We start from the raw sequence: 25,347 nt of genomic DNA on the forward strand, positions 1-25,347 counted from the left end.
TGCGCGTCGCCCTCCACTGACGGGGAGGGCGACGCATCGGGTTCAATCCTTGAGAATGTCGCGATCCTTGGTTTCCGGCAGGAAGAACGTGCCCAGTATCGCTGTCATCACCGCAATCACGATCGGATACCACAAGCCGTAGTAGATATCCCCGGTCGCGGCGACCATGGCAAACGCCACCGTCGGCAGGAAGCCACCAAACCAGCCGTTACCGATGTGATACGGCAGCGACATCGAGGTATAGCGGATGCGGGTCGGGAACAGCTCGACCAGCCACGCGGCAATCGGGCCATAAACCATGGTCACGTAGATCACCAGCACGGTCAGCAGGAGCAACACCATTGGGTAGTTGGTTTTCGCCGGGTCGGCTTTCTCCGGATAACCGGCTTCCTTGAGCGCGGTGCCGAGGGTCGCGGTGAACGCATCGTTGCGGGTCTTGAAGTCGGCGGCCGGCAGGGCGCTGCCTTCGAAACTCTCGACGACTTTATCGCCGATGCGCACTTGTGCGACGGTGCCCGGCTCGGCAATCACGTTCTCATACGGGATCGCCCGTTTTGCCAGCAGGGTCTTCGCCAGGTCGCAGGAACTGGTGAATTTGGCCTTGCCCACCGGGTCGAACTGGAACGAGCACTGATCCGGGTTGGCGATCACTTTGACCGGGTTCTTCTCCTGGGCGATAAACACATCAGGGTTACCGTACTGGGTCAGCGCGTGGAAGATCGGGAAGTACGTCAGCGCCGCCAGCATGCACCCGACCATGATGATCGGCTTGCGCCCGATCCGGTCGGAAAGGCTGCCGAAAATCACGAAGAACGGCGTGCCGATCAGCAGCGAACCGGCGATCAACAGGTTGGCGGTTTGCGGGTCGATCTTCAGCGTCTGCAGCAGGAAGAACAACGCGTAGAATTGCCCGGTGTACCAGACCACCGCTTGCCCGGCCGTGCCGCCGAGCAATGACATGATCACCACTTTGAGGTTGTCCCAGCGCGCGAAGGATTCGGTCAGCGGCGCTTTCGACGCCTTGCCTTCAGCTTTCATTTTCTGGAACACCGGTGACTCGCTCAGCTGCAGGCGGATGTACACCGAGACGATCAGCAGCAGGATCGACAACAGAAACGGAATCCGCCAGCCCCACGCTTCGAAGGCTTCAGTGCCCAGCGCCGTGCGGCAGGCGAGGATCACCAGCAGCGACAGAAACAGGCCGAGGGTCGCGGTGGTTTGAATCCACGAGGTGAAGAAGCCGCGCTTGTTGCGCGGCGCGTGTTCGGCCACGTAGGTCGCGGCGCCGCCATACTCGCCGCCCAACGCCAGGCCTTGGAGCAAGCGCAGAGTGATGAGGATGACCGGTGCGGCAACACCAATGGTCGCGTAACCGGGCAATATGCCGACAATTGCGGTGGAGACGCCCATGATGACGATGGTGATAAGGAAGGTGTGTTTGCGCCCGATCATGTCGCCGAGACGGCCGAACACAATGGCTCCGAACGGCCGCACCGCGAACCCGGCGGCGAAGGCAAGCAGGGCGAAGATAAACGCGGTGGTTTCGTTAACGCCAGCGAAGAAGTGCTTGGCGATGATCGCTGCCAGAGAGCCATAAAGGTAAAAGTCGTACCACTCGAAAACCGTGCCCAAGGATGAAGCGAAGATAACCTTGCGCTCCTCCTTGGTGATGCCGCCGCTGCGCGGTGGACTGCCGGTGGATGCTGTGTCGATTGTGGCCATGGGTGTTCTCCGTCGTGCTTATTGTTGTAGGCCGGAGTCCCTCGTTACTGCTTGTCGCACTCTGGCCTTGTGGCATATGCCGCCATTGCTCCCGCGTGAAACTTGCACAGTCTGACCGCCTCGCATCGCTGCAAGGTTTCCTGAAGCATAATCAGCTTTTGTCAGATATCCACTCGCGAACTTGACCGTAGTGGCGATTAAAGATCACTCGCCGGCGGCCGATACCTGCCGACCAGCCCAATCAGAATTCATTTTTCAGGGAAGATGCCCATGAGTGCTTCATTGCAGAGCGCTGCCGCGCAAATCCGTCAGGCCGTACGCGTCGCCACCGAAGGTCTTGTGGGGCGTGAGCAGTTGGCCGAACTGATTGTTCTGGCCGCCGTGGCACAGGAGCATATTCTGGTCATCGGCCCACCAGGCACCGCGAAAAGTGCAGTCGTGCGCCGGGTTGCGCAATCGATGGGCGGGCGCTATTTCGAGTATCTGCTGGGGCGGTTTACCGAACCTTCGGAACTGTTCGGCGCGGTCGACCTGAAAAAGCTTCGCGAAGGCACGGTGGAAACTGACGTCAGCGGCATGCTGCCTGAAGCCGATATCGTTTTCCTCGATGAGGTGTTTCTCGGTTCGACGGCCATTCTCAACACGCTCCTTGGCGTGCTTAACGAGCGGCGCTTCCGGCGTGGGCATACGCAGATTCAGTGCCCGCTGCGGGTCTGCGTCGGCGCCTCCAACGGCTTGCCCGACGATGAAGCGTTGGCGGCGTTTGGTGACCGCTTCCTGCTGCACCTGTTTGTCGAGTCTGTGCCGGACAATCAGCTGGAAGCGATGCTCGCCGGCGGCTGGCAGTCCGAGCAACGCCCGGTTCAACAGTTGCTCGGTCTGAGCCAGCTCGACACTCTGGGTCAGGCTCTGAAGAGCGTTGACCTGAGCTCCGTGCGCCCGGCGCTGGCCCAAGCCATTCGCCGCTTGCGTGAGGCCGGCATTCAGTTGTCGGATCGACGCATCGTCAAGTCCCAGCGCCTGATCGCTGCCGCCGCGTTGCTCGGTGGTCGAGTGGAGGCCAGTGCCGCCGATCTGTGGCCGCTGCTGTATGTGTTGCCAACCAAGGAAACCCAGCAGCACGGCCGCGAGGTGCTCCGCGAGATGTTCACCCAGTCGAGCAACCGCCATCTGTTCAGCGCGGTGGAGGAGGCGACCCTGCAGCCGATGTCGCGGGTCAGCCGCCTGCTGGAAACCGCCGAGGATTATCTGGCGCGCACTGAACCGCCGGCCGGTGCCTTGCTGGAGGGGCTGCTGCGTGAGATCGACGCCAACTTCAACGACCTGACCATCCCGGCGACGTTGCACGACGTTCGCGGCCAACTCGCCCGTTTGCTGACGACTGCCGCATGAATGGCAAAGCGCTGAGTTGGCGCTGGCGCTCGCGGCCGGTGGCAGTGGCGCCGCAGGCTGCCGTGGCGTGGGGCGAAGCCGCCCGGCGTCTGCATGCGCGATTGCTGGCGATACCGGATGAACAGGCCACGCGCCTGCATGCCACCGCCAATCGCGACGTGCTGCTGGTGAGCGGCGCGGCGGCGGATCTGCCGTGGGTCGATGGCGTTGCCTATGCGGCGATGGACGAGCGTGCGCCCGGGCTTTGGTTACCCACCAGTTGGGAGCCGGATGTACCGACCGACCTGCTGGCGCACGCGTTGTCGCACCGCTTCTCGCGGGCGCCGCTGCTGCTGTGGCGTGATCCATCGGCGGTGGTACCGCTCGATCGGCAATTGCCGGTGAGCGCAGAACATTTGCAGCGAATTGACGATTTTTGGGCGGGGCGCTGATGCAGTTACCTGAATCTCTGCAACCGTGGCGCGAATGGCTGGAGTGGTTCGCCCCAGAACAACTGCCGCTTTTCGCCGATCTGCTTGGACGGCTCAACCCGGTACTGGGCCCGCTGCGCGGTGTGCAACAGGGCGGCGTGCCCGAGCCCGATGGCTTGGGCGATTTACAGAGGCGCGGGCCGTATGACCGGCTGCTGACCAGCGAATGGCTGCTGGCCGACGAAGTGCCCGACGAGTTTCTGCGCCGCGCGGCCGTGGGCGAACATCTGTTCCTCGCGCCGCAATATCGCGCGCAGCAAGCCAGTCGCCGGATTGTCGTGCTGTTCGATGCCGGGCCGTTGCAACTGGGCGCCGCACGCTTGGTGCACATGGCGCTGGTGATCCTGCTGGCACGTCGCGCGAAAGAGGCGGGTGCCGAACTGCGTTGGGGCATTTTGCAGCAGGAGCCAGCCTTGCATGAGGTCGATTCGGCGGCGCAGCTCAAACGATTGCTCGGTGCACGGACCTTCTCCACGGTGAGCGATGCGCATTGGCAGGCGTGGCGCAGTTGGCTGCATAGCGCGTCAATGCCGGTCGGCGAATGCTGGCTGGTGGGGCAACGTCTGCCGGCAACAGACCGGCAGACTTGCAGCCATCGCGTGCAAATCGCGCGAAGTCTTGATGGTTGCAGCCTGTCTGTGCACTTGCAGGCAACGGACACCCGTCGCGTGCTATTACCGATGCCCGCTGAGCGTGCGGCCCTGCAACTGCTCAAAGGGCAGTTTGAGGGCGAAATCGTCAAGGCTGCGCCGACGGCCAAAGGTTGTGTGCCGCGGGTGTCGCTGACGCTACAGCCGGTGATTTCCAGCTCCGGCAGCCATGTCGCGCTGAAAATGCTCGATGAGCCCGGCATGGTGGTGATCAAGCTACCGGCGCAATACCAGAAAAAACCATTGGAAGTTCGTCGTAACCTCTGGAGCGCAGGACGTACGCCGCTGACGGCGCTGTTTTTTGGGGGCGCCATCGGGGCGGTCATGAGCGACCCTTTGCAACTGACATTCTGGAGTATTCCCGGTCTGAATCCGGTGGATAAACCGGGCCCGGAGGAGTTGAAGCTGCCGCCGGGCACGGGCAACTTCCTCCCTGCGGTCGGTTTGCATAGTCGCTCTGAAAGGCGATTGTATCTGCTCGATACTCAAGGGCATCTGGCCTACTGGACCGTGAAAAGGGACAAAAATATCGCCGCCCCGGAAACCCGCCAGACCCATCGCCTGGCGACCGATGTGATCGCCATGGCCAAGATGGCCGGTGATGCGATGGTCTATGTATGTCGTTCAGGCGGTCGGTTGTTCGCCCATCCTGTGCGTCTGGACACCGGGGCGAAGCAACCGTATGGATTGGGCCTTGCCGAAGGCGTCAGCCAGGTGCTGTTTGCCGGCATTCAGCGCGGGCGCAGCGCGTTCGGCGGCTGTGCATTGCTCACGATGAAAAACGACTGTGAGAGCTGGCGTGTGTACTCGGCCAATGACTTACCATCAGCGGCGCAATGCATCGATCTGGCCCGCGGCTGGAAAGGTATCGGTCTGCTGCAAGACGACAACGAGTGTTACTTGCTGTTGATGATCAGCCCCGGTCAGCAGGCCATCGCCCTCTGGCACGGCGATGACATGGAGACGTTGTTCACCACCAGCGAGGTGATTGCCAAGGTCAGCTTCTGTCCGTTGAGTGGTCTGGTGGCTGTGCTGACCAGCGCCCGCGAACTGCTGGTGTACGCGGTGCCGCAGCGCCTCCTGCGTTTGCAGGTGTTTTGTAATGAACAGCCGAAAAACAAGGACGACAGCCATGCTTGAAAACGCCGCGGCGTTGATCCGCCGCCCGGTCTTGAGCGGTCACCAGCGCATTGAGGGCCTGTGGTTTGCCGCTGAACGTTTCGCCCAGCACGAACGCGAGCGGTTGATCATCGAGCATTGGCAGACCGCTGCCAGCGCTTACCGTTTCGCCGATGGTGATCTGCTGCGCTTTGCTCAGCCACTGACCGTGCAGTGCGAGACCTTGCTCGGCTGGCCGTTGATTCGTCAGGGCAAGACGCTGTGTTCAGCCGTACTCGACCCGCAGGAAATGCGCGATCTGCCGGCCGCCGATCTCTGGCTGGTGCGCGGCAGCCATGTCAGTGCTCTGCATCTGCGCGATGCCGACGTGTTGGCGCCGGGTGAGTGGATTGATATCAGTGGCGTGACGTTGCTCGACACCTATGACTGTCGCAACGTATTGCCGCCGCCAGTGCTCGAGCCGTTGGAAGTCACCAGCGATGTGCGCGAGATTCTTGGCAAAAACCTGAAACCGGTCAGCCCCGAGCAGCAAAAGACTCTGCAAGCGCTGATCGCGCGTCAGCAGAAGGCGCCGCAGGTATCGCCCGATGCCGCCGTATCACCGGCGAGCGCCGGCTGGACAGTGCCTGATGACGCGCCTCTGCCGTGGCTGAAACTCAGTGTGACGCTGGTGTTGCTGGTGGCGGTGTTCTGGATGGGCGCTCAGGGCCGGCACACCGAGGTGAACGCCGTGACGCCCGCGCCGGCGACATCGCTGTCGGTGCAGATCGGTGCTGTCGTGGTGGGCACGCTGATTGCCGGGGTCGCGTTGACCCTGTTGCTGTTCGGGTTGCGTCATCTGTTGCGGCGCGTGGCGTCGGTGCCGTTGCCATTGCCGGGTGCGCCGACCCACTCGGCCGCAGACATTGCGCCGCGGGCGCGGCCACACCAACATAAACCAGCGCTGTGGCGTCGCTGGGTGACGCGCCTGACCCGGCACTCGCGGCTGTCTGCGCTGTACGGCAGGCGTCAGGCAGCCTATATGCAGCGCATGTTCGAGATGTTCGAGAACGGCGATTATGAAGAGGCGCTGCGCCATGCGATTCCGCTGGGCGGTGGCGAGCACAGAGGTGAGCAGTCATTCGGCACCCCACAGCGGCGTCAGGATCTGTCGATCAGCCAGCACCAGGGGCTCGCCCGCTCGATGGTCTTCGAGCAAGACGTCGAGGGGCATCTGCGCCAGATCTACCGCCAGACCTTCCAGCGGCTCGACCGTGAAGGCCGGATAGAGGAGGCGGTGTTCGTCCTCGCCGAACTGCTCAAGGTGCAGCAGGAGGCGCTCGACTATCTGGAAAAACACGGCCGCCAACAACAGGCCGCCGACCTCGCGCTGGCCTGGGACATGCCCGCTGCGACCATCGTGCGTCTGCTGTGCCTGGCCGGTAACTGGCAACGCGCCTTGCTGGTGGCGCGGCGCGATGAAGCCTTCGCTGATGCTGTGGCGTTGCTCCAGGACAAATGGCCGTTATACGCCGAGCGCCTGCGTCTGGAGTGGGCCGAATCCTTGGCACGCAAAGGCCTTTGGTTGCAAGCCGTCGAGGTTGTCTGGCCGCTGCTGGCAGAGCGCGAGCGCGCCACGCAATGGTTGTTGAATGCCGAAATGGCCGGTGGCAGCCTGGCACTTGGAGCGCTGGTGAAACGGGCAATTCTGCTCCCCGACACCTTGTTCGCGTACGCCGATCAGGTCGAGCAATTGCGTGATGATCCTGCCCGCTACGCCGAGCGGGCGGCACTGGCCGAAAGCCTGTTGCAGCACAAGGCGCACGCCACCGAGTTGGCCTGGTTGGCGAGCGCCACCGTCCACGCGATTATTGCCGATCAGGTGGGCGGGCAGGGGCGTTTGTCTCTGCTGCAGTTGCAGGCACTGGTCAGCATGAGCAAGGACAAACTATTGCAGGCCGACCTGCCGCAGCAACTGCCCGCACGACCTGCACCCTACACGCAGGTCACCGGCAGCGAACCCCTGCAATGGACTGCGCCGGACATGGGCAGCCGAATGATCCGGGACGCCGTGCCGCTAACCGATCAGCGCTACTTGCTGGCATTGGGCGAGGCCGGCGCAGTGGTGGTCGATGCGCATGGCAACACGCTCTACCAATTCGCAATGCCTGCGCAATACATCGTTCTGGCCCATGGGCGGCAGGTCGCATTGCTTGTCGCTCGGCGCAATGAAGTATGGCGTATCAGCAAAGTGGATCTGGTCACGCGCGTCGCAACGGATCTCGGCGTGCAGATGTTCAGTGCGTTCAGCCGCACATTCAACGGTTCGAACTGGACCATCGGCCGTGGGCGACAACTGCGGGTGGTGGATGTCGATCGTGGATTCGAAACCCTGTGGCACGTGAGCGATTTGCCCGGAGAGGTCATTGGCATGAAGGATGACGCGTGCAACGAATCTGTATGGTTGAGTGATGCGCAAGCGGGCCTGGAGTTGTGGCACTACCGGTTACCTGAGCGACGACTGATGAAGCGAATGCCGGTGCCTGCGTTGGGTATCGACCAGCAGTACTTGCTCAGCGCTGACGGGCGATTGGAGTTCATGCGTGTGGAGCGTGAAAGCGACGAGGTTTCGGTTCTGGTGTTCGGTGGTGGGACTGATTGCAACAACTACAGCCTGCCGGATTGTGACTTCGAGCAAGACCATGATGAGTTGGTGGAAGTGCATTTGCATGAGCACTGCCGGCTGATCGGTTACCTGATCAACGACCACGACATGCGCTGGCACTTCATCGCCAGGACCAGCAACCGCCTCGTTGCGACACTGCAATGGCCTCGACAGGGTGTGCGGGTACGTTGTGTCGGTAGCGATTTCCTGCTGTTTGATGATCAGGGACGCTTGAGCCATTTCAATATGGACAATGTCACGCAACACAACCTTTCGCTGAACTGAGTGGTGAGCCGGCCTACGCTTTGACCCAGCGTTGCCGGCTCCAGGCACTCAACCAGTCGACCACAAACACCAGCACCAGCATCGCCAGAATCACCGTGCTGGCTTGCGCTTCCTGAAACAGGCTGAGGCTCACATAGAGCATCTGCCCCAATCCGCCAGCGCCGACAAAGCCGAGCACGCTGGCCATGCGGATGTTGTTTTCCCAGCGGTACAGAACGTAGGCGAGCAGTTGCGGCGCAAGGTTCGGCAGCGTGCCGTAGCAAAAGGCGAGGAGCGGATTGCCGCCCTGTAAACGAATGGCTTCGGCCGGTTGTGGCGGGGTATTTTCCAGCGCTTCGGCGAACAAACGACCGAGCACCCCAGTGGTGTGCAGGGCGAGGGCGAGGGTACCGGCGTTCGGGCCGAGGCCGGCGGCGAGCACCATCAGCGCGGCCCAGACCAGTTCCGGAATCGCCCGCAAGGCATTGAGCAGCAGGCGCGAGGCGCTTTGCAGCGGCCAGCCGAACCGTCCGGCGGCGGGCAGGGCGAGAACGATGCCGAACACGGCGGCGAGCAGGGTGCCGAGGGCCGACATCGCCAACGTTTCCAACGATCCGTGGAAAATTGCTTTGAGGTAATCCGCGCTCAAGTCGGGGCTGAGAAAACGCTGCACATACGCGCCCATCTGCTTGAGGCTGGTGGTGCTGCCCACCTCGCCCAGATCGAGCCCCAGATAAGTGAAGGACGCGATGACCGCCAGCGCAATGCCGGCGATCAGCAGCAAGTTGATCAGACGATTCATGTCAGCCTCCAGCGCAGCAAGCGGCTGAGTTGGTCGGCGGCCAATACCAACACCAGGAAGCACAGCAGGATACTGGCGACCTCACCGCCGGCGAACATGCGGATCGACAGGTCGATCTGCTGACCCAGGCCGCCGGCGCCGACAAACCCCATCACCACTGACGCGCGGATCGCGCATTCCCAGCGATAGACCGTGTACGAGAGCAGTTCTGACCCGACGTTGGGCAACGTGCCGTAAGCAAACGCCGCCAGACGGCCGCTGCCAGCCTGCAACAGTGCGTGCGCCGGACGCTGATCGGTCGATTCAAAAATCTCCGCATAGACTTTGCCGAGCATGCCGCTGTAGGTGATGGCGATGGCCAGCACACCGGCCGCCGGCCCCAACCCTACGGCGCGCACAAACAGCAGCGCCCAGACGATTTCCGGCACGCTGCGCAGGAAAATCAACAGTCCGCGCACCGGCCAGCGCAACAGACGCCCCAGTCGGCTCGGCACGCCACCGCGTGACGCGGCAGACAGCGACAGCGCACGACTGGCGACCAGGCCCGCCGGTATCGCCAACACCAGCGCCAAAGCCATGCCGGCGGTGGCGATGGCCAGAGTTTGCAGGGTGGCTTTGAACAGTAACTGCAGAAACGCTTCGTCGTGCGCCGGTGGCCAGAATTGCGCGACAAAACCGCCCATTTCATTCTGGCTGTCGGGGAGCAATACGCCCAGATTCAGCTCGCTGAGCTGAATGCCCGGCCACAGCAAAGCAATCGCCAGCAACGTCAGCAGCAGACGCGGCCATGCGGCGGGATCGCGTGAATCGGCTTTCAGCATCGTGGAATCTGCACAGTCAGAGGTGCCACCGCAATGGTCGGTGATTGCAGTTTTTCATTGGCGTAAAGCGCGTCGAGCATTTCCGGGGTGACGCGATCAGAAGGGCTGTCGAACAGAATCTGCCCGTCGCGCAGACCGATGATTCGCGGGAAGTGCGACAGCGCTAGATCCACCGCATGCAGGCTCGCCACCAGCGTTACGTTATGTTCGCGAGCATGCCGCGAGAGGATCGACAGCGTGTGCCCGGCCATGACCGGGTCCATGGCTGACACCGGTTCGTCGGCCAAGAGGATTTCCGGCGCCTGATACAACACGCGGGCGATACCGACGCGTTGCAACTGGCCGCCAGACAATTGCTGGCAATGGGCGAACAGTTTGTCGCCCAGGTCCAGTCGCGCCAACGCCGCGCGCGCACCGGCCACATCCAGCGGATGCAACAGGTTCAAAAGACTTTTACCCAGACTCCACTGCCCCAGCTTGCCGGCCAGCACGGCGGTGACCACGCGCTGACGCGGCGGCAACGGCGGCGCCTGATGCACCAGGCCGATCCGCGCGCGCAGACGCTGACGCTGGCGGGCAGACAAGTGCCAGGCGCGTTCGCCGAGCACTTCAATCTCGCCGCTGCTGGGCCGCAGGGCGGTGGCCAGCAGGTTGAGCAAACTCGACTTACCGGCCCCGGACGGGCCAATGATGGCGACCTGTTCACCAACGCCAATCTGCAAGTCGACACCGCGCAGGGCGTCGACTCCATTGGCGTGGCGCAGGCTGCCTTGTTTGAGGCGTAGGGTCATTTCAGCAGTTCGGCGGCGCGGGCGGCTTCCTCGATGCCCTTGTAGTTCTCGGGTTTGGTCTCGATGAAGCGGCTGGCGGCCTGCAGATCTAGAATCTTCTTCTGCTCAGGGTTGGCCGGGTCCAGATCAAGGAAGGCTTTTTTGATCTTCGCCGCGAGCGCCGGGTCGAGGGTGCCGCGCACGGTCCAGTTGTAATCGAAGTAGGTCGGGGTGGTGGCGAAGACTTTCACTTTGTTGGTGTCGACCTTGCCGGCGTCGACCAGTTTCTGCCAGACACTGGCGTTCAGCACACCGGCGTCAACCTTGCCAGCCTGCACCCAGGCCACGGTGGCGTCGTGGGCGCCGGAGTAGGCGACACGGCTGAAATAGCCCTCAGGCTTGATGTTGTCGTTTTTCAGCATGAAGTAACGCGGCATCAGGCTGCCGGAGGTCGACGACACCGAACCGAAGGCGAAGGTCTTGCCCTTCAAGTCGGCGAGGCTATGCACATTCGGGTCAGCGGTGATGAATTTGCTGGTGAACTGTGCATCCTGTTCGCGTTGTACCAACGGGATTACTGGCGTCGTTGCGTCAGTTTTCAAACGTGCCTGCACAAAAGTGAAACCGCCGAGCCAGGCCATGTCGAGGCGATCGGTCGCGAGTGCTTCAACCACTGCCGGGTAGTCCGCCACCGGGACGAACTGCACTTTCATGCCCAGTTGTTGTTCCAGATAAGCACCCAGCGGTTCGAACTTGCGCAGCAACTCGGTCGGGGCTTCATCGGGAATCGCGCTGACGCGCAACACGTCGGCCGCTTGGGCCATGAATGCAGAAAAGGACAGGGCCAGGCCGGCGGTCAGTGCCAGTGTTCGTTTGAGCATGGAATTCTCCGTTTCGTGAGCGTCAAAAAGTGTGAAGAGCTGAACCAGGGCGCTACGTGAGGGTAGACGAATCGGCGAGGTTATACGTATTCGCACGCGTAAAGGCCAGCGCCATCAGGGCAGGAATGGTCAAAAGCGTTCGTCGAGTATTGCCGGCAGGGTGAGCTCCTTGACGTAGCTGGCCGAAGACAGACTCAGAATCATGCGCACCACCTGAACGACATCGTGAACTGGAATCAGCTGACCCTCGCCACGCTGCGCAGCCAGATCTCGCGGCGTGCTCAGCCGATCCTCGGTGTTGAGATACCCCAGATTCAGGCAAGTCACCGCCAGACGCTGCTGTCGGTAGCCTTCGCGCAGCGTATCGGCAATCCCGCGCAGGGCGAATTTGGAGGCGCCGAAGGCGACTTCCGGACGCCCGCTTTGCGGCAGGCCTGAAGTCGATCCGGTGAGGATGATTCTGGGGTGGGGGCTTTTCAGCAGAAGCGGAAGCAGGCGTTTGATCAGCAGGATTGTTGCGCTGATGTTGCAACTGACGATGGCTTGCAATTCGTCGTCCGGACTGTCGAGAAAGTCATAGGCTGGATCGAAAGCCGACTCTTCCCAGATACCGAGGTTGTAGATCAGCGTATCCAGCCCATCGTCGACGACCGCATGCTCGATGGCGTGCGCGGCTTTGGCCGGGTTCATCAGATCGGCTTCCACCCAGCGTACTGGATGCTCTGCCTCGCACACCAAACCTTCGGGACGCGTGCGGGACACACCAATCAGCGTGTCTCCCGCGTTACCCAAGCCTTCGATAAAAGCTCGGCCCAAGCCTTTACTGGCACCCACCACCAAAATGTTCATCGATCCTCTCCCTGATCTGAATGCTGATGTGGGGCAGCATGCAAACAGACGACCTCTGAAATGGCAAACGAATGGGTGTGTCCGGATATTTACGGCAACCTGGCAATCACCTTGATCTCGAAATCAAACCCATACAGCCACGTCACACCAACCGCCGTCACCGTCGGATGCGGCGCCTCGCCCCAGAACTCGGTCAGCACCACATCCCAGATCGTCTCGAATTTCGACTGGGGGTCAACGATGAATACGGTGACATCGACCACGTCATCGAAGCTGGCACCGGCCTCTGCAAGGATTGCATTGAGGTTAGTGAACGCCTGACGCACCTGATTTTTCAGGTCCGGCTCTGGCGTGCCGTCCTCGGTGCTGCCGACCTGTCCCGAAACAAACAGAAAACCGTTGGAGCGAATGGCGGGCGAGTAACGGTGGCGTTCGTAAAGCGTGCGGCGTGCGGATGGAAAAACAACATCGCGCTGAGTCATGGAAGTGTCTCCTTCATTTGAGTTGATGGAGCCACTGTAGGTATTTGCAGGCCAGCGATAAACGCGCAAGCTTGGCGTTCACTGTTTGTGAAATCCAAACAATCGAGGGCGCACCTTGGACCGTTTTGACGCAATGCAGGCCTTCGCCCGGGTGGTCGAGGCGGGGAGTTTCACCAAAGCGGCGGAAACCTTGCACATGAGCAAGACCACCGTGACCCAACTGGTTCAGCAACTGGAGGCGCGCCTGCGGGTGAAGTTGCTCAATCGCACCACGCGCAAGGTCAACGTCACCGCCGATGGCGCGGTGTATTACCAACGCGTGATCCGCTTGCTCGCCGACCTCGATGATGCCGAAACCAGCCTGCCCGGCGCGGCGGCATCACCTTCGGGCCGGCTGCGAGTGGACGTCCCGAGTCCGCTCGCACGGTTGATTCTGGTGCCGGCCCTGCCTGAGTTTCACGCGCGTTATCCGGATATTCAGATCGACATGGGCGTCAGTGACCGTATCGTCGACATCATTGATGAGAACGTCGATTGCGTGGTGCGCGGCGGCGAACTCATGGACCTGTCGCTGATGGCACGCAAGGTCGCCGATCTGCAGTTGGGGGTGTTTGCCGCACCGCAATACCTGGCGCGCGCGGGCATTCCCGCGCACCCGAGAGACCTGGAAGACAGCCACCATCGCGTGGTCGGTTTTCTCTGGGCACGCACCGGCAAACCGGTGCCATATGCCTTGCACAACGCCACTGAAAACCTGCAAATCAAGGGACGGCACGTATTGGCAGTCGATGACGGCAACGCTTATCTCGCGGCAGGTCTGGCGGGCATGGGCGTGCTGTGGTTACCCAAATACATGTCTGCCGCCCATCAAGCGCGTGGCGAGCTGGTGCCGCTGTTCGAAGACTGGAAACTTGTGCCGATGCCGCTCTACATTGCTTATCCGCCGAACCGGCATGTCAGCCTGAAATTGCGCGTGTTCATCGATTGGGTCGTTGAGTTAATGGCGTAGAAGCATTGTGGTGCAGTTATTGCTAGCTGCTGTGCCAGTGCCGTCAAAATACCAACACAATCAGGCGACTTGAAAGCCCGTAGTGATGAGATGCATGGCTTTCAATTCTAGGAGCTTCACCCGCATGAATATGTACATCGATATCGTCGGTGCGTGCAATCTGAGCTGCCCGTCTTGCCCAATGGGCAACTCGGAAAATCTCAATTTCAAAAAAGCCATGCAGCTCGACATGTTCAAGCAGATTGTCGATAAGGCCAAGACAGAGGGCGTCGACACCATCTACCTCTATAACTGGACCGAGCCGCTGATTCATCCAAAAATTGGCGAATTTATCGAGATCATCAATGCTGCCGGCATGGGCAGCGGTATCAGCACCAACCTTAATCTCGCCAAGAATATGGAAAAGGCCCTGATGGCCGAGCCGAGTTACTTCCGTATTTCGCTCTCGGGTTTTTACCAGGAGACCTACGAAAAGGGCCATGTCGGCGGCGATATCGAAGTTGTAAAACAAAACATGATCGCCCTGCAGGAGATCAAACAGCGCCTGGGTCTGAGAACCCGTGTGGATGTTTACTATCACCGCTACCTGGATAACATCGAAGAAGAATCACTGATGCGCGCGTTCAGTGAGCGTCTTGGCTTCATCTTCACCACCGGGTATTCGGTGATGATGCCGCTGGAGAAGACACTGGCCATTGTCGAGCGTGACCCGTCTGTCACGGCTACGGACATTGACACCCTGAAACGCCTCGCATTGCCGCCGTACGACGATCTCGTCAACGTCATCCAGCAATTTCCCAAGATGGCGTGCACGCTCAAGGATGACTGGCTGGTCATCGACTGCAATGGCAACACGGTGCTTTGCTGCACGATCTTCAATCAGACCGAGTATCAGGTTGGCAAGTACCTCGACATGCCGCTTGAAGAGCTGACGCGGCGTAAATCGACGCAGAAAAACTGTGTCGACATGTGCGACCGCTGCGCCAATAAAGGCCTGCATATCTACTCGATGCATCCCAATCAGGGTGTGCTGGAGCGGCACGCGGTGAATCGCATCATCGATTTCGAGCACTTCGCCAGCCAGGGTCTCACGGTGGACAGCGAGCGTCTCGGGCGTGCGGGCGAAGTCAGCGCAGAAAACTTTGATGAAGCCCAGTACCTTCGATTGAATGACGATGTCAGGATCGCGATTTCCCAGGGATCGTTCTCCAGCGGCTATCAGCACTACGTGCTGTGTGGGCGTCTCGAGGGGCGTTTAGGCGCCGGGGTTTTCTCGGCTGTTTGAGTCAGAGATGGATTGGCGGACAACCCCCCACTGAAACTGTTCGCCATTCACCGGCGTGATTGACTCTTTGACCGATCAAGCCAACTATCGGCGCACAACAACATGACCGATGGACCCGAACTTGATCGAACGACGCCAATTCAGCGGAGGCATGAAGGGGAAAAACCTCCGCTATCTGAATGAGCAAAGCGCGGATGACCCGCGCTTGACCCGCACCGGTTTTCTGCTGCTCGAACACTTTTCGCTACCGGCGTTTACCCAAGCGCTGGACACGGTTGTCACCACCAACCTGTTGCGTCCGGGGTTGTTTTCGTCGCGCACGTTTGGCTTGGGTGACGGCGAAGTCATCAGTGATCTGGGGCTGGTCATCCGCCCTGACGCACGTCTGGATTCAGCCGCGCTTCAGCAACTGGATCTGCTGGTGGTGTGTGGCGGGTATCGCACCGAGTTGCGGGCGAGTGAGGAGTTTATTCATTTGCTTCAGGTTGCAGCGGAGCGGGGCATCAGCCTCGCCGGGTTGTGGAACGGTTCGTGGTTCCTCGGCCGCGCCGGATTGCTCGACGGCTATCGCTGCGCGATCCACCCGGAACATCGCCCGGCGCTGACTGAAATCGCCAAAACCACCCACGTCAGCAGTGAGCCTTACGTGATCGACCGCGACCGGCTCACTGCATCGAGTCCGTCCGGCGCTTTCCACATGGCATTGGACTGGATCAAAAGCCTGCACGGCAAAGCCCTGGTCGAAGGGATCGAAGACATCCTAGCCTTCGAGGAGTCGCGTTACCGGCGCATCAAACCAGACGAAAACATCTGCGTCAGTGCGCCGCTGCGTGAAGTGGTGAAGCTGATGGACGCCAATCTGGAGGAGCCGCTGGAGCTGGAGCAACTGGCGGTGTATGCCGGCCGTTCTCGTCGTCAGTTGGAACGTCTTTTCAAGGAACAACTGGGCACCACGCCGCAGCGCTATTACCTGGAATTGCGCATCACCGAAGCGCGACGGTTGTTGCAGCACACTGAGCTTTCACAAGTGGAAGTGCTGGTCGCGTGCGGCTTCGTCTCGCCGAGCCATTTCAGCAAGTGCTACAGCTCGTATTTCGGCTATCGCCCATCAAAAGAAAAACGCCTGGTCAAATAACCCAAGCCGTCACCCACCTGAATTCTCCTCGGAATCCCACGTCGGCGTACCTCCCCCAAACCCCTCGGTCAGTTCCCTCTCCCTCTGGGAGAGGGTAAGGGAATTGGTAGGCTGCACTAACCGCTTCCTCACCAGAATTCACCGCGATATCCCACGTCGGCGTACCTCCCCCAAACCCCTCGGTCGGTCCCCTCTCCCTCTGGGAGAGGGCTAGGGTGAGGGGCTTTTAAACACCAGCACCCACACACGTTTAATTACACGCACTGTTACGCCATAACGGCTACAACACCTTGCGCCGTTGCCTACGCGTACGCCAGAATCCGCCGGCTTACGCGCCTTGAGGCGGGCTGTATCGTTTCCCTGTCACTGCAAAACAGTGATCGGGTTTGGTAGCCCGTTTTCTAAGCGTTATGCGCCGCTATATGCAGTCTCTTTTCGGGGCTCGGTTTTATATGGTGGCCATGCGTGGGGCTCCTTCGGGAGCGCCGGGGGTTACTCGCTTAGACCGGTCTACCAACCTGCGCAATGGTCACCACCTCGTTTGGTAGCGTGAGTGATGGCTCCTTATTTTTTGCTAAGCGAGTGTCATCTATGTTCAAAATTACGCCAAACCCGCCAGAAACCGATCCAATCCCCTACGACGCCGCGCTCGAACCTCAAAACATCAAAGAGGCCACCGACCGCGCGATCAATTTCTACCTCAACCCCTCCGCGCTGAAGACCTCAATACCCACCCGCAAAACCGGCAAGATCTACCTCATCGACCCCACAGTGGATAACGAAACCCTGCTCGTCGAAGCCACTGAAACCTTGTCCTCCGCCACTGACATGGCCCGAGATCTCGCCGATTCGATTGACCCTTCACAGCGCAAAAAGATGCTGATCCTGCAACAGGTGATCATGCTCAGCGAGCTGGTGGTCGGCCGAGTTCTGGACAACCAGCGCTTGCCGCACTAGTCGCGATGCAGATGGGTGAGGGCGCTCGCGCCCTCATTTGCACGGAAGCGTCCGCGCTCGCGGCGCTTCACGCCTTCTATCAAAGAGCCGCAAACGGTTCTTGTCTGGAGTTTCAGCTGATGTCCCAGCCACCCGAACCACAGGTCACTGACCTGGTATCGCCGTACGCCTCGCCCAATTCAAGAAAGCTGCACGAAGCGGCAGAGCGTGCGCTCGACCATTACCTGTTGCCTGCCGCGATCATGGCCGAACCCTATACGCCCAACGCTCTGTTCATGGCCAACCCGCAAGCAGACACCGAGTCGTTGCTGACCAATGCTTGCGGGTCGTTGGCGTCCGCCTCGGTGATGCTCGGCAATTTTGCCGGCGTGCTGGAGGGATCAAACCGTCATACCCTGTTGGGCATAGCGCAAGTGGTCATGTTGGGGGAGTTGGCGGTGAATAAGGCGTTGGATCTGGTTGTACCAACCGAGTAGTTGCACACGTTAAGGATCAGCAGTCAGCCATTGCGGCTGACTGCTTTTTTGCTACTACAGGTGATCCGCATCAATCACAGCCTTGGCAAACGCCTGCGGATCTTCCTGCGGCAAGTTGTGCCCGATCCCGCCATTGATCAAGCGGAACTGATACTTGCCGGTAAAACGCTTGGCGTAATCCTCCGGCGCCGGGTGCGGCGCGCCGTTGGCATCGCCTTCGAGGGTAATGGTCGGCACGTTGATCGACGGCGCGGTAGCGAGCTTCTGTTCCAGCGCGGCGTATTTCGCTTCACCCTGAACCAGGCCTAAACGCCAGCGGTAGTTGAACACGGTGATGTCGACGTGATCGGGGTTCTCCAGCGCTTTGGCACTGCGATCGAACGTGGCGTCGTCAAATTTCCACTGCGGCGAGGCCAGTTGCCAGATCAGCTTGGCAAAGTCGTGAGTGTTTTTCTCGTAACCGGCACGACCACGGTCGGTAGCGAAGTAGAACTGATACCACCACTGCAATTCAGCCTTGGGCGGCAGCGGGTTTTGCCCAGCGGCCTGATTGCCGATCAGATAACCGCTGACCGAAACTAATGCCTTCACGCGTTCCGGCCACAGTGCCGAAACGATGTCCGCCGAACGCGCGCCCCAGTCATAGCCGCCTAGCACCGCTTGCTTGATTTTCAACGCGTCCATGAAGTCGATGACGTCACTGGCCAGCGCCGCTGGTTGACCATTGCGCAAGGTGTCTTTGGAGAGGAACTGCGTATCGCCATAACCGCGCGCATACGGCATCAACACCCGATAACCCTTGGCCGCGAGCAGCGGCGCGACTTCGTCGTAGCTGTGAATGTCGTAGGGCCAGCCGTGCAACAGGATCACCACCGGGCCATTCGCGGGGCCGGTTTCGGCGTAGGCGACGTCGAGCACGCCGGCCTTCACATGTTTGAGCGGGCCGAAGGGTGAGGGCGCGGAATAGCTGACGGCGGCCGGTTCAGCGATTTGCGCCTGAGCGCTGCCAAAAGCGCCGAGCAGCGCCACAGCCAGAATCGACCAGCCGAATGCAGTTTTGCGGGTGTGCAGTGCCATCTTCATGGTGACGTCTCCTTTGCGAGCCTTTGGCCAAGGGTTCTGAATGAACACCTGAAACCTTGAGTGCATTTGAGCGCGGAGACGTATCTGGCCTGTGTCGAAGAACGGCTTTGTTGAAAGTCGATGTGTCGCGGTGGGGGGGCGTACACAGTGTGATACACGGCGGCGAAACCGACTCCCCCTGGACCTGACTCAGGCCAAAATATTAAGTCGCTGTTTTAAAACAAAAAATATTTCACTTCGCGCTTCCCAAAGCCAAAAAACCTTGGTAAATTGCGCCCCGTTCTCACAGCGAAACTAACGGAGTAGCTGGAAAGAGCAGTAGGGGCGTCGCCAAGCGGTAAGGCAGCAGGTTTTGATCCTGCCATGCGTTGGTTCGAATCCAGCCGCCCCTGCCATATTCGAAAAAACGCCAACTTCGCAAGAAGTTGGCGTTTTTTTATGCCTGCGATTTGGCCCGGTGGTGCAGGGCAGGCGTGCGCGGCGCCGAAGCACCGCGCACGTCATCCACTCAGTGCGGTGCGCGCTGGATGGTTTTCATCAGGTCTTCGGGGCTGATGTGGCCGACCACGCTGCCCGGTTGCGGCAGGTTGAGGATGTGGCCTTTCATCTTGCCGATGATGTGCATTTCGCACGGCTTGCAATCGAACTTCAGCGTCAGCACTTCATCACCGTGGATCAACTGCATCGGTGCGACTTTGGTGCGTACGCCGGTCACGCCTTTGGCCTGTTTCGGGCACAGGTTGAAGGAGAAACGCAGGCAGTGCTTGGTGATCATCACCGGCACTTCGCCCGGTTCTTCGTGAGCCTCGTACGCGGCGTCGATCAGCTTCACGCCGTGACGGTGGTAGAAGTCGCGCGCCTTTTGGTTGTAAACGTTGGCGAGGAAGGTCAGGTGCGAATCCGGGTACACCGGTGGCGGGCTGGTTTCGGCTTTACGGCCGCCACGCGGATGCGCAGCGACACGGGCGGCAGTCAGGGCTTCGATCACTTCACGACGCAGGGACTTGAGCTGCGAGTTGGGGATGAAGAACGCCTGTGGCGCATCCAGTTTGATGTCGGTGGCGTGGTACTGCGTGGTGCCGAGCTGGCCGAGCAGATCGCGCAATTGTTCCAGCGCTTGCTCAGGCTTGTTGGCCACACCGAACGGACCGGCGAGGGTGACGCTGGCGCTGATGCCTTCTTCACTGGTGGCGGTGACTTCCAGTTGCTCTTCACGCAGGCGTGCGACCCAGCTCAGGGCCACGCGACGCTCTGAAGAGGTCTTCTGCAGTGCCTGTTGCCAGTTGTGATCGAGGTTGCGATTCAACGGGTGGTTCGGGCGCAGCTTGTACAGGCCTTCCGGCATTTCGTTCGGTTCGACGCGGTAGCGGTAGCGCTTCTCGCCGTCTTCTTCGAACTCGCCTTTGGCTTCGGCGATGTTGGCGCGGAAACCGACCACTTCGCGTTTGACCAGCACGTTCAAACCATCGCCGTTGGACAGCGGCTCTTGGGTGACAACCTGCATGTCGCGTTTGCCGACTTTCTCGACGGTGCCAACCGGCAGACCGGTGAAGGTCGGCGAGTCGAAAGCGCCAATGTCGATCTTGCGATCGGTGACGAAGTAGTCGGTGCTGCCACGGTGGAAGGTTTTTTCCGGGTCAGGCAGGAAGAAGTGCGCGGTGCGACCGCTGGACGCGCGGGCCAGGTCCGGGCGGTCTTCGAGCACGTCGTCGAGGCGCTGGCGGTAATAGGCGGTGATGTTCTTCACATAGCCCATGTCCTTGTAGCGACCTTCGATCTTGAACGAGCGCACACCGGCTTCAACCAGGGCGCGGATGTTGGCGCTCTGGTTGTTGTCTTTCATCGACAGCAGGTGTTTTTCGTAGGCGATCACGCCACCCTTTTCATCTTTGAGGGTGTACGGCAAACGGCAGGCTTGCGAGCAGTCGCCACGGTTGGCGCTGCGCCCGGTCTGCGCGTGGGAGATGTTGCACTGGCCGGAGAAGGCCACGCACAACGCGCCATGGATGAAGAACTCGATGGCGGCGTCGGTTTCGTCGGCGATGGCGCGGATTTCCTGCAGGTTCAGCTCGCGGGCCAATACCAGTTGCGAGAAACCGGCCTGATCGAGGAACTTCGCCCGCTCAAGGGTGCGGATGTCGGTCTGGGTCGAGGCGTGCAGTTCGATCGGCGGAATGTCCAGCTCCATCACGCCCAGATCCTGAACGATCAGCGCATCGACGCCAGCGTCGTACAACTGATGGATCAGCTTGCGGGCCGGCTCCAGTTCGTTGTCGTGCAGGATGGTGTTGATGGTGGTGAAAATTCGCGCGTGATACTTGCGGGCGAATTCCACCAGCTCGGCGATTTCGCTGACTTCGTTGCAGGCGTTGTGGCGCGCGCCGAAGCTCGGGCCGCCGATGTACACGGCGTCGGCGCCGTGCAGGATCGCCTCACGGGCGATGGCGACATCGCGGGCAGGGCTGAGCAATTCCAGGTGATGCTTGGGCAAGGACATAGTTTTTTTAGTCAGGCTGTCACGGTTAGGCGCGCATTCTACCCGTGAAATGCGCGCCCGGCACGCCTGTGCTGCCCGATGGTGAACTTCCACTCCGGACCTGTAGGAGCTGCGGCACGCTGCGATCTTTTGATCTTGAAGCTCAGATCAAAAGATCGCAGCCTCGTTTCACTCGACAGCTCCTACAGGGGCTGGGGTGGTGTGTCAGGCCTTGGCCGCCATCGCGGTGACTTCTACGCGCATGCCTTCAACGGCCAGCGACGCCACACCTACTGCCGCACGCACCGGCCAAGGCTTGGCGAAGAAACGCTTGTAAACCTCGTTGAACGCGGCGCGATCAGCCATGTCGGTGAGGTAAATGGTCAGGTGCATCACCCGATCCATCGAGCTGCCGGCACGTTCCAGCGCAACTTTCAGCGCTTGCAGGGTGCATTCGCTTTGCGCGGTGATATCGCCCAGTTCCAGACTGCCGTCGGCACGGGTTGGAATCTGGGTGGAAACCATGATGCCGTTGAACGTAGCGACGTCCGAGGAAATCGAGTCGGCGTCCGGATCGGGAGTGAAGGTGATGTCTTGGTTAGCCATGCTGATCCTTTGATTGAGCGAGTGAAGATGGCCGCAGTTTACAGATACAGCGTCGACATGGCCCGCTCCGTGGCAACAGAGGCCGGTCAGACCGGCTGCGTCGCCGCTTCCGCCGCGATGGCTGCAAGAACGCAGGGGCGGGCGCCGATGCGCTGCATGTAGCTGGCAAGTGCCGGCCAGTCTTGTATGTCGATGGCAAAGGTCGGCAGCCACTTCAGCACGGTGAACAGATAAGCATCGGCGACACCGAATTTGTCCATCAGATAGTCCCGAGCCGACAGTTGCTGATTCAGGTAGTCGAGGCGCTTGAACAGTGTGTGGCGGAAAATCGTTTTGACCGATTCCGGGATCTGCGCATTGAACAGCGGTGCACTGCCCCCGTGAATTTCCGTACTGATGAAGTTCAGATGTTCCTGCAAGCGCGTGCGCTCCCATAAACCCAAGGGTGGCGCCAGCGTGTTGCCGGGCACCTGATCGACCAGAAACTGCAGGATCGCCGGCCCTTCCGTCAGTACCTCGCCGTTATCCAGAACCAGCGCTGCAACGTAGCCCTTCGGATTGATCTCGCGAAAGTCATGGCCATCGGCGGTGCGTTTACTCTGGTTGTTGACGCGAACCAGTTCGAACGGCAAACCCAGTTCTCGCAGCACAATGTGCGGGGAAAGCGAACAGGTCATGGGCGCAAAATACAGTTTCATGGCACTTCCTTGCTGAGAGAGAGCGCCAGATTCCATTGCCGAAGCGGCTTTCGCAAAGGTCATTTACGGTGCTAGCGTATGACAAAATCTCATGAGCACTCAGAACCATGACGGTCCGACTTCCCTCGCTGAATGGCTTGCGCGCCTTTGAAGCGGTCGCCAGGCACATGAGCTTCACCAAGGCTGCCGAAGAACTCAATGTCACCCAGACCGCTGTCAGTCACCAGATTCGCCGACTCGAAGCCGAGCTGGGCGGGCCACTGTTTTTGCGGCTCAACGAGGGGTTGGTGCTGAGCGAGGACGGGCACGCCTATTTGCCGGGTGTGCGTGCAGCGTTTCATGAACTGCGGTATTCGACTGAGCAGTTGCTCGCGTCTCGCGATAAAAGCGTGCTGACGATCAGTACGCTGGTGTCGTTTGCATCGAAGTGGTTGTTGCCGCGTTTGCCGTCCTTTCAGCAGGCGTTTCCCGCTATTGATGTGCGAATCAGTGCGGCCACTAAGCTGGTCGACTTTCGCAAGGGCACGATTGATGCGGCGATCCGTTATGGGCGCGGCGACTGGAAGGGGTTGTGTGGCGATTTTCTGATGTCCGATGATATTTTCCCGGTATGCAGTCCGGCATTGGCGAAAACGTTGCGAACGCCCGCAGACCTGGCCAATCACGCATTGTTGCAAGTCAGTGGCGCGACGGCCGGTGACTGGAGCGCCTGGTTGCGTGCCGAGGGCCAGCCGGCGCAACTAGCAGAAGGCCCGCGCCTGACCTTTGACCTGGCGATGATGGCGGTACAGGCAGCGGTTGACGGGCAGGGTGTGTGCATTGGCCGTTCAACCTATGTCGAGGACGATCTGCGGGCCGGCCGTCTGGTGGCTCCCTTCGATCTGCGCCTTGAGGATGAACTCGGCTTTTATCTGGTAGCGCCCCATGAAACGGCGCAATCGAAGAAGATCGTGGCGTTCAGGACATGGCTGTTGGCACTGTCACCGGGCAAAGACACTTTTGTATAAGCGTGTATCAAGTTGCCGCGCAGACACACGCGAACAATAAACCCGGGGTTTACGACACATCAGCCATACACGCGACTCCCAAAGTAGCGGTCACACCACCACTGCGTTTGAGAGGGCAACATCATGCATCGTCCATTGTTACTGGCCAGCGCTGCGCTACTCGCTTCAATCATCGGCGTCGCCCACGCGGCTGACGCGCCAGCCAAGAGCTGGCAACAAGGGTTGAGCCGGACCGATCTGGTGCGCGAGGACCTCGGTGCTGCCGAGCGCGAAGTGATTCAGGCGCGAGTCGATTTCGAACCGGGCGTGACTTCGCCTAGGCATGCACACCCGGGTGTCGAGGTCGCTTACGTGATCAGCGGCACGTTCGAATATCAACTGGAGGGCAGGGCGCCGGTGACGTTGAAGGCGGGGGATTCGCTGTTCATTCCGCAAGGGGTGACGCATGTGGCCAAGAACGTGGGTACGGACAAGGGGTCGGAGCTGGCGACTTACATCGTCAAAAAGGGTGAACCGGTGCTGATTCTCAAGCCGTAGGTCCGCGATTCAATGGAGCGTCGCCGCTCGGCGACTTTCGCCAATCCTGATTCGGTCCAGCGCTCGGTTCAACGCGTCAAGGGCATCGAGAAGCGCTTTGGCCTCGGCTTCGCGACCTTCGCCCCAGAGGCGCTCGGCCATTTTGTTTAAGGCCTGGATCGAACGCTCAATGTCTGCGGCGGTGGCTTTGTGTTCAGGGGCCGGTGGTTTCTTCGGCATTCAGGGTTCCTCTGCTGACGGCAAACCACCATACCGCTGCGGCGCCCAACAGCATAGTCAGCACGGCCAGAATCAGGATCACTCCTTGCGTACCCAGGCTTGAGGCCAGCAGCGCCACCAGCAACCCCGCCAAAGGTTGCGAGAGATTATTGAGCAAGGTGATCACGCCCACGGTCTTGCCGAAGTCCTTGGCCGGAATCACCCGCTGACGGATGCTGCGCATGTAGATGTTGAACATCTTGTCGAAGCCGACGATCAGCAGGAACCCAAGCACATAGCCGGCCAGATTCGGACTCAGTGCACTGATGAGGGTACCCGCGGCGATACCGCCAACGGCACAATGAACAGCAGTATCTGATCTGCCAGCCGTGACAGAAACAGCGAGGTAAAAAAGGCCAGGTAGTCCTTGCGCAAAACGAAGCTCCTTTTTGTCGACGGTCTGGCGTCACCTTCTGGATACTACGTGTTCCGGGATAGATGATCTCTGTTGGCGCTCAGTCGAAAATTCGTGATTCCGGATTCAATGACAACGCCCGCCACAACTATGCCGCGCCGGGTTTCGCGACACGGGTACTTGGCATTATGTGCAGGCTTCTCGGCAAACAGCGTGGCAATTCAACGGTTGATCGGGAGTAAACAGGTACGGGGCTGTCGCAGGTGGGGTGACCCATTCTGTACAACAGCGTCTATGCAAGTCTGCGCAAAGAAGTAATAAGGACATTACGTGGTTCGAAAGGCGATTCTACTAGTGCTGGCAGCCAGTCTGAGTGGGTGTATGGCAACCGCCATGCGTATGGATTATGACAAGCACCGTTGCCCCTACATCGGTATTCGGTTTGACTGGTGGTTGGTAGGCACATCCAAAGGAAAACTGATTCCATTTTTACTGATCGACGCGCCATTTTCCTTGGTAGTCGACACGGTCTTTTTTCCCATCGAATATCAATACAGCTGCAATCTCTAAGCTGCTGTTGGCGATCGTGTTGAGGTTTG

24 protein-coding genes, 1 tRNA gene and 1 pseudogene are annotated in these 25,347 nt (G+C 60.0%); 13 read left to right on the forward strand and 13 right to left on the reverse strand.

The genetic code is table 11. The annotated features are described in order from the left end of the window. Positions 1-42: 42 nt before the first annotated feature. Complete coding sequence (locus CKW14_RS27945; protein ID WP_007919119.1) at positions 43-1,722, reverse strand: MFS transporter; 1,680 nt, start codon at positions 1,720-1,722, stop codon at positions 43-45. 270 nt (positions 1,723-1,992) lie between these two features. Between CKW14_RS27945 and CKW14_RS27950 the strand changes: the two genes are divergently transcribed. Genes CKW14_RS27950 through CKW14_RS27965 form a run of 4 tightly spaced genes read left to right on the forward strand, consistent with a single transcriptional unit; the run spans position 1,993 to position 8,282 of the window. Continuing rightward, positions 1,993-3,114 carry an AAA family ATPase gene (locus CKW14_RS27950; RefSeq protein WP_095049974.1) on the forward strand — a complete coding sequence of 374 codons (1,122 nt, stop codon included), beginning with the start codon at positions 1,993-1,995 and terminating at the stop codon, positions 3,112-3,114. Beyond that, complete coding sequence (locus tag CKW14_RS27955) at positions 3,111-3,545, forward strand: hypothetical protein (protein WP_095049975.1); 435 nt, start codon at positions 3,111-3,113, stop codon at positions 3,543-3,545. Before CKW14_RS27950 ends, CKW14_RS27955 begins: the two co-directional genes overlap by 4 nt. Further along, entirely contained in the window at positions 3,545-5,374 is a 1,830-nt protein-coding gene (locus CKW14_RS27960) for a hypothetical protein (protein ID WP_095126582.1), read from the forward strand. The genes CKW14_RS27955 and CKW14_RS27960 overlap by 1 nt, the downstream gene beginning before the upstream one ends. Next, entirely contained in the window at positions 5,367-8,282 is a 2,916-nt protein-coding gene (locus tag CKW14_RS27965; protein ID WP_095126551.1) for a bpX6 domain-containing protein, read from the forward strand. The genes CKW14_RS27960 and CKW14_RS27965 overlap by 8 nt, the downstream gene beginning before the upstream one ends. A 13-nt stretch (positions 8,283-8,295) precedes the next feature. On the opposite strand, the gene phnE is transcribed toward CKW14_RS27965, so the two are convergent. The 6 genes from phnE to CKW14_RS27995 form a co-directional block, all read right to left on the reverse strand. Then, entirely contained in the window at positions 8,296-9,063 is a 768-nt protein-coding gene (phnE, locus tag CKW14_RS27970; RefSeq protein ID WP_095126552.1) for a phosphonate ABC transporter, permease protein PhnE, read from the reverse strand. Beyond that, complete coding sequence (locus CKW14_RS27975; protein WP_095126553.1) at positions 9,060-9,884, reverse strand: ABC transporter permease; 825 nt, start codon at positions 9,882-9,884, stop codon at positions 9,060-9,062. The genes phnE and CKW14_RS27975 overlap by 4 nt, the downstream gene beginning before the upstream one ends. Next, complete coding sequence (locus CKW14_RS27980; RefSeq protein ID WP_095049979.1) at positions 9,878-10,675, reverse strand: phosphonate ABC transporter ATP-binding protein; 798 nt, start codon at positions 10,673-10,675, stop codon at positions 9,878-9,880. Before CKW14_RS27980 ends, CKW14_RS27975 begins: the two co-directional genes overlap by 7 nt. Next, positions 10,672-11,535 carry a putative selenate ABC transporter substrate-binding protein gene (locus tag CKW14_RS27985; RefSeq protein WP_095126554.1) on the reverse strand — a complete coding sequence of 288 codons (864 nt, stop codon included), beginning with the start codon at positions 11,533-11,535 and terminating at the stop codon, positions 10,672-10,674. Before CKW14_RS27985 ends, CKW14_RS27980 begins: the two co-directional genes overlap by 4 nt. Before the next feature lie 129 nt (positions 11,536-11,664). Further along, positions 11,665-12,384 carry an SDR family oxidoreductase gene (locus tag CKW14_RS27990; RefSeq protein WP_095126555.1) on the reverse strand — a complete coding sequence of 240 codons (720 nt, stop codon included), beginning with the start codon at positions 12,382-12,384 and terminating at the stop codon, positions 11,665-11,667. Between the two features lie 89 nt (positions 12,385-12,473). Then, positions 12,474-12,866, reverse strand: coding sequence for a RidA family protein (locus CKW14_RS27995; RefSeq protein WP_095126556.1), 393 nt, complete (start codon positions 12,864-12,866; stop codon positions 12,474-12,476). 115 nt (positions 12,867-12,981) lie between these two features. Here CKW14_RS27995 and CKW14_RS28000 point away from each other — a divergent pair, with 115 nt between their 5' ends. From CKW14_RS28000 to CKW14_RS28020, 5 genes are all read left to right on the forward strand, one after another. Further along, positions 12,982-13,875: a LysR family transcriptional regulator gene (locus CKW14_RS28000; protein ID WP_095126557.1), complete on the forward strand. Its 894-nt coding sequence runs from the start codon at positions 12,982-12,984 to the stop codon at positions 13,873-13,875. Positions 13,876-13,999: 124 nt separating this feature from the next. Next, positions 14,000-15,160 carry a radical SAM/SPASM domain-containing protein gene (locus CKW14_RS28005; RefSeq protein WP_093433127.1) on the forward strand — a complete coding sequence of 387 codons (1,161 nt, stop codon included), beginning with the start codon at positions 14,000-14,002 and terminating at the stop codon, positions 15,158-15,160. 109 nt (positions 15,161-15,269) lie between these two features. Continuing rightward, the gene (locus CKW14_RS28010; RefSeq protein ID WP_095126558.1) at positions 15,270-16,295 is read left to right on the forward strand and encodes a GlxA family transcriptional regulator; all 1,026 of its coding nucleotides are present in this window, start codon (positions 15,270-15,272) and stop codon (positions 16,293-16,295) included. 591 nt (positions 16,296-16,886) lie between these two features. Then, on the forward strand, positions 16,887-17,252 hold the full coding sequence (locus CKW14_RS28015) for a DUF6124 family protein (RefSeq protein ID WP_095050669.1): 366 nt from the start codon (positions 16,887-16,889) through the stop codon (positions 17,250-17,252). 119 nt (positions 17,253-17,371) lie between these two features. Next, complete coding sequence (locus tag CKW14_RS28020; protein WP_095050670.1) at positions 17,372-17,728, forward strand: DUF6124 family protein; 357 nt, start codon at positions 17,372-17,374, stop codon at positions 17,726-17,728. A 54-nt stretch (positions 17,729-17,782) separates the two neighbouring features. Here CKW14_RS28020 and CKW14_RS28025 read toward each other — a convergent pair whose 3' ends face one another. After that, positions 17,783-18,811 (reverse strand): alpha/beta fold hydrolase, encoded by a 1,029-nt coding sequence (locus CKW14_RS28025; protein ID WP_095126559.1) that lies wholly within the window; start codon positions 18,809-18,811, stop codon positions 17,783-17,785. 320 nt (positions 18,812-19,131) lie between these two features. Here CKW14_RS28025 and CKW14_RS28030 point away from each other — a divergent pair. Further along, positions 19,132-19,206 (forward strand) — tRNA-Gln (locus CKW14_RS28030). A 113-nt stretch (positions 19,207-19,319) separates the two neighbouring features. On the opposite strand, the gene CKW14_RS28035 is transcribed toward CKW14_RS28030, so the two are convergent. The 3 genes from CKW14_RS28035 to gstA all read right to left on the reverse strand — a co-directional run bounded on the left by CKW14_RS28035 (position 19,320) and on the right by gstA (position 22,591). Beyond that, on the reverse strand, positions 19,320-21,308 hold the full coding sequence (locus tag CKW14_RS28035) for a U32 family peptidase (RefSeq protein WP_095126560.1): 1,989 nt from the start codon (positions 21,306-21,308) through the stop codon (positions 19,320-19,322). Between the two features lie 204 nt (positions 21,309-21,512). Beyond that, on the reverse strand, positions 21,513-21,893 hold the full coding sequence (locus CKW14_RS28040) for a RidA family protein (protein ID WP_095050673.1): 381 nt from the start codon (positions 21,891-21,893) through the stop codon (positions 21,513-21,515). A gap of 86 nt (positions 21,894-21,979) precedes the next feature. Further along, a complete protein-coding gene (gstA, locus tag CKW14_RS28045) occupies positions 21,980-22,591 on the reverse strand; it encodes a glutathione transferase GstA (RefSeq protein ID WP_095126561.1) in 612 nt (203 codons plus the stop codon). Positions 22,592-22,698: 107 nt separating this feature from the next. On the opposite strand from gstA, the gene CKW14_RS28050 reads away from it, so the two are divergent. Next, positions 22,699-23,598, forward strand: coding sequence for a transcriptional regulator GcvA (locus CKW14_RS28050; protein ID WP_095126562.1), 900 nt, complete (start codon positions 22,699-22,701; stop codon positions 23,596-23,598). Positions 23,599-23,721: 123 nt separating this feature from the next. Continuing rightward, on the forward strand, positions 23,722-24,135 hold the full coding sequence (locus CKW14_RS28055) for a cupin domain-containing protein (protein WP_095126563.1): 414 nt from the start codon (positions 23,722-23,724) through the stop codon (positions 24,133-24,135). Between the two features lie 9 nt (positions 24,136-24,144). Here the strand turns inward: CKW14_RS28055 and CKW14_RS30295 are convergent, their stop codons facing one another. After that, a complete protein-coding gene (locus CKW14_RS30295) occupies positions 24,145-24,354 on the reverse strand; it encodes a hypothetical protein (RefSeq protein WP_095126564.1) in 210 nt (69 codons plus the stop codon). Beyond that, positions 24,329-24,748 (reverse strand): annotated as a pseudogene (locus CKW14_RS28065) (MFS transporter); the annotation flags it as partial. The gene CKW14_RS30295 and the pseudogene CKW14_RS28065, both read right to left, overlap by 26 nt. Positions 24,749-25,078: 330 nt before the next feature. On the opposite strand from CKW14_RS28065, the gene CKW14_RS30610 reads away from it, so the two are divergent. Further along, positions 25,079-25,318 carry a YceK/YidQ family lipoprotein gene (locus tag CKW14_RS30610; RefSeq protein ID WP_095126565.1) on the forward strand — a complete coding sequence of 80 codons (240 nt, stop codon included), beginning with the start codon at positions 25,079-25,081 and terminating at the stop codon, positions 25,316-25,318. Positions 25,319-25,347: the final 29 nt, after the last annotated feature.

This window comes from Pseudomonas sp. Irchel s3a12 (assembly GCF_900187485.1).
Classification (GTDB): Bacteria; Pseudomonadota; Gammaproteobacteria; order Pseudomonadales; family Pseudomonadaceae; genus Aquipseudomonas; species Aquipseudomonas neuropathica.

What these genes read in the sequence shown, in the direction of transcription:
- CKW14_RS27945 (WP_007919119.1), bottom strand. Translation starts at nt 1,722, where the DNA reads ATGGCCACAATCGACACAGCATCCACCGGCAGTCCACCGCGCAGCGGC.
- CKW14_RS27950 (WP_095049974.1), top strand. Translation starts at nt 1,993, where the DNA reads ATGAGTGCTTCATTGCAGAGCGCTGCCGCGCAAATCCGTCAGGCCGTA.
- CKW14_RS27955 (WP_095049975.1), top strand. Translation starts at nt 3,111, where the DNA reads ATGAATGGCAAAGCGCTGAGTTGGCGCTGGCGCTCGCGGCCGGTGGCA.
- CKW14_RS27960 (WP_095126582.1), top strand. Translation starts at nt 3,545, where the DNA reads ATGCAGTTACCTGAATCTCTGCAACCGTGGCGCGAATGGCTGGAGTGG.
- CKW14_RS27965 (WP_095126551.1), top strand. Translation starts at nt 5,367, where the DNA reads ATGCTTGAAAACGCCGCGGCGTTGATCCGCCGCCCGGTCTTGAGCGGT.
- phnE (WP_095126552.1), bottom strand. Translation starts at nt 9,063, where the DNA reads ATGAATCGTCTGATCAACTTGCTGCTGATCGCCGGCATTGCGCTGGCG.
- CKW14_RS27975 (WP_095126553.1), bottom strand. Translation starts at nt 9,884, where the DNA reads ATGCTGAAAGCCGATTCACGCGATCCCGCCGCATGGCCGCGTCTGCTG.
- CKW14_RS27980 (WP_095049979.1), bottom strand. Translation starts at nt 10,675, where the DNA reads ATGACCCTACGCCTCAAACAAGGCAGCCTGCGCCACGCCAATGGAGTC.
- CKW14_RS27985 (WP_095126554.1), bottom strand. Translation starts at nt 11,535, where the DNA reads ATGCTCAAACGAACACTGGCACTGACCGCCGGCCTGGCCCTGTCCTTT.
- CKW14_RS27990 (WP_095126555.1), bottom strand. Translation starts at nt 12,384, where the DNA reads ATGAACATTTTGGTGGTGGGTGCCAGTAAAGGCTTGGGCCGAGCTTTT.
- CKW14_RS27995 (WP_095126556.1), bottom strand. Translation starts at nt 12,866, where the DNA reads ATGACTCAGCGCGATGTTGTTTTTCCATCCGCACGCCGCACGCTTTAC.
- CKW14_RS28005 (WP_093433127.1), top strand. Translation starts at nt 14,000, where the DNA reads ATGAATATGTACATCGATATCGTCGGTGCGTGCAATCTGAGCTGCCCG.
- CKW14_RS28010 (WP_095126558.1), top strand. Translation starts at nt 15,270, where the DNA reads ATGGACCCGAACTTGATCGAACGACGCCAATTCAGCGGAGGCATGAAG.
- CKW14_RS28015 (WP_095050669.1), top strand. Translation starts at nt 16,887, where the DNA reads ATGTTCAAAATTACGCCAAACCCGCCAGAAACCGATCCAATCCCCTAC.
- CKW14_RS28020 (WP_095050670.1), top strand. Translation starts at nt 17,372, where the DNA reads ATGTCCCAGCCACCCGAACCACAGGTCACTGACCTGGTATCGCCGTAC.
- CKW14_RS28025 (WP_095126559.1), bottom strand. Translation starts at nt 18,811, where the DNA reads ATGAAGATGGCACTGCACACCCGCAAAACTGCATTCGGCTGGTCGATT.
- CKW14_RS28035 (WP_095126560.1), bottom strand. Translation starts at nt 21,308, where the DNA reads ATGTCCTTGCCCAAGCATCACCTGGAATTGCTCAGCCCTGCCCGCGAT.
- CKW14_RS28040 (WP_095050673.1), bottom strand. Translation starts at nt 21,893, where the DNA reads ATGGCTAACCAAGACATCACCTTCACTCCCGATCCGGACGCCGACTCG.
- gstA (WP_095126561.1), bottom strand. Translation starts at nt 22,591, where the DNA reads ATGAAACTGTATTTTGCGCCCATGACCTGTTCGCTTTCCCCGCACATT.
- CKW14_RS28050 (WP_095126562.1), top strand. Translation starts at nt 22,699, where the DNA reads ATGACGGTCCGACTTCCCTCGCTGAATGGCTTGCGCGCCTTTGAAGCG.
- CKW14_RS28055 (WP_095126563.1), top strand. Translation starts at nt 23,722, where the DNA reads ATGCATCGTCCATTGTTACTGGCCAGCGCTGCGCTACTCGCTTCAATC.
- CKW14_RS30295 (WP_095126564.1), bottom strand. Translation starts at nt 24,354, where the DNA reads ATGCCGAAGAAACCACCGGCCCCTGAACACAAAGCCACCGCCGCAGAC.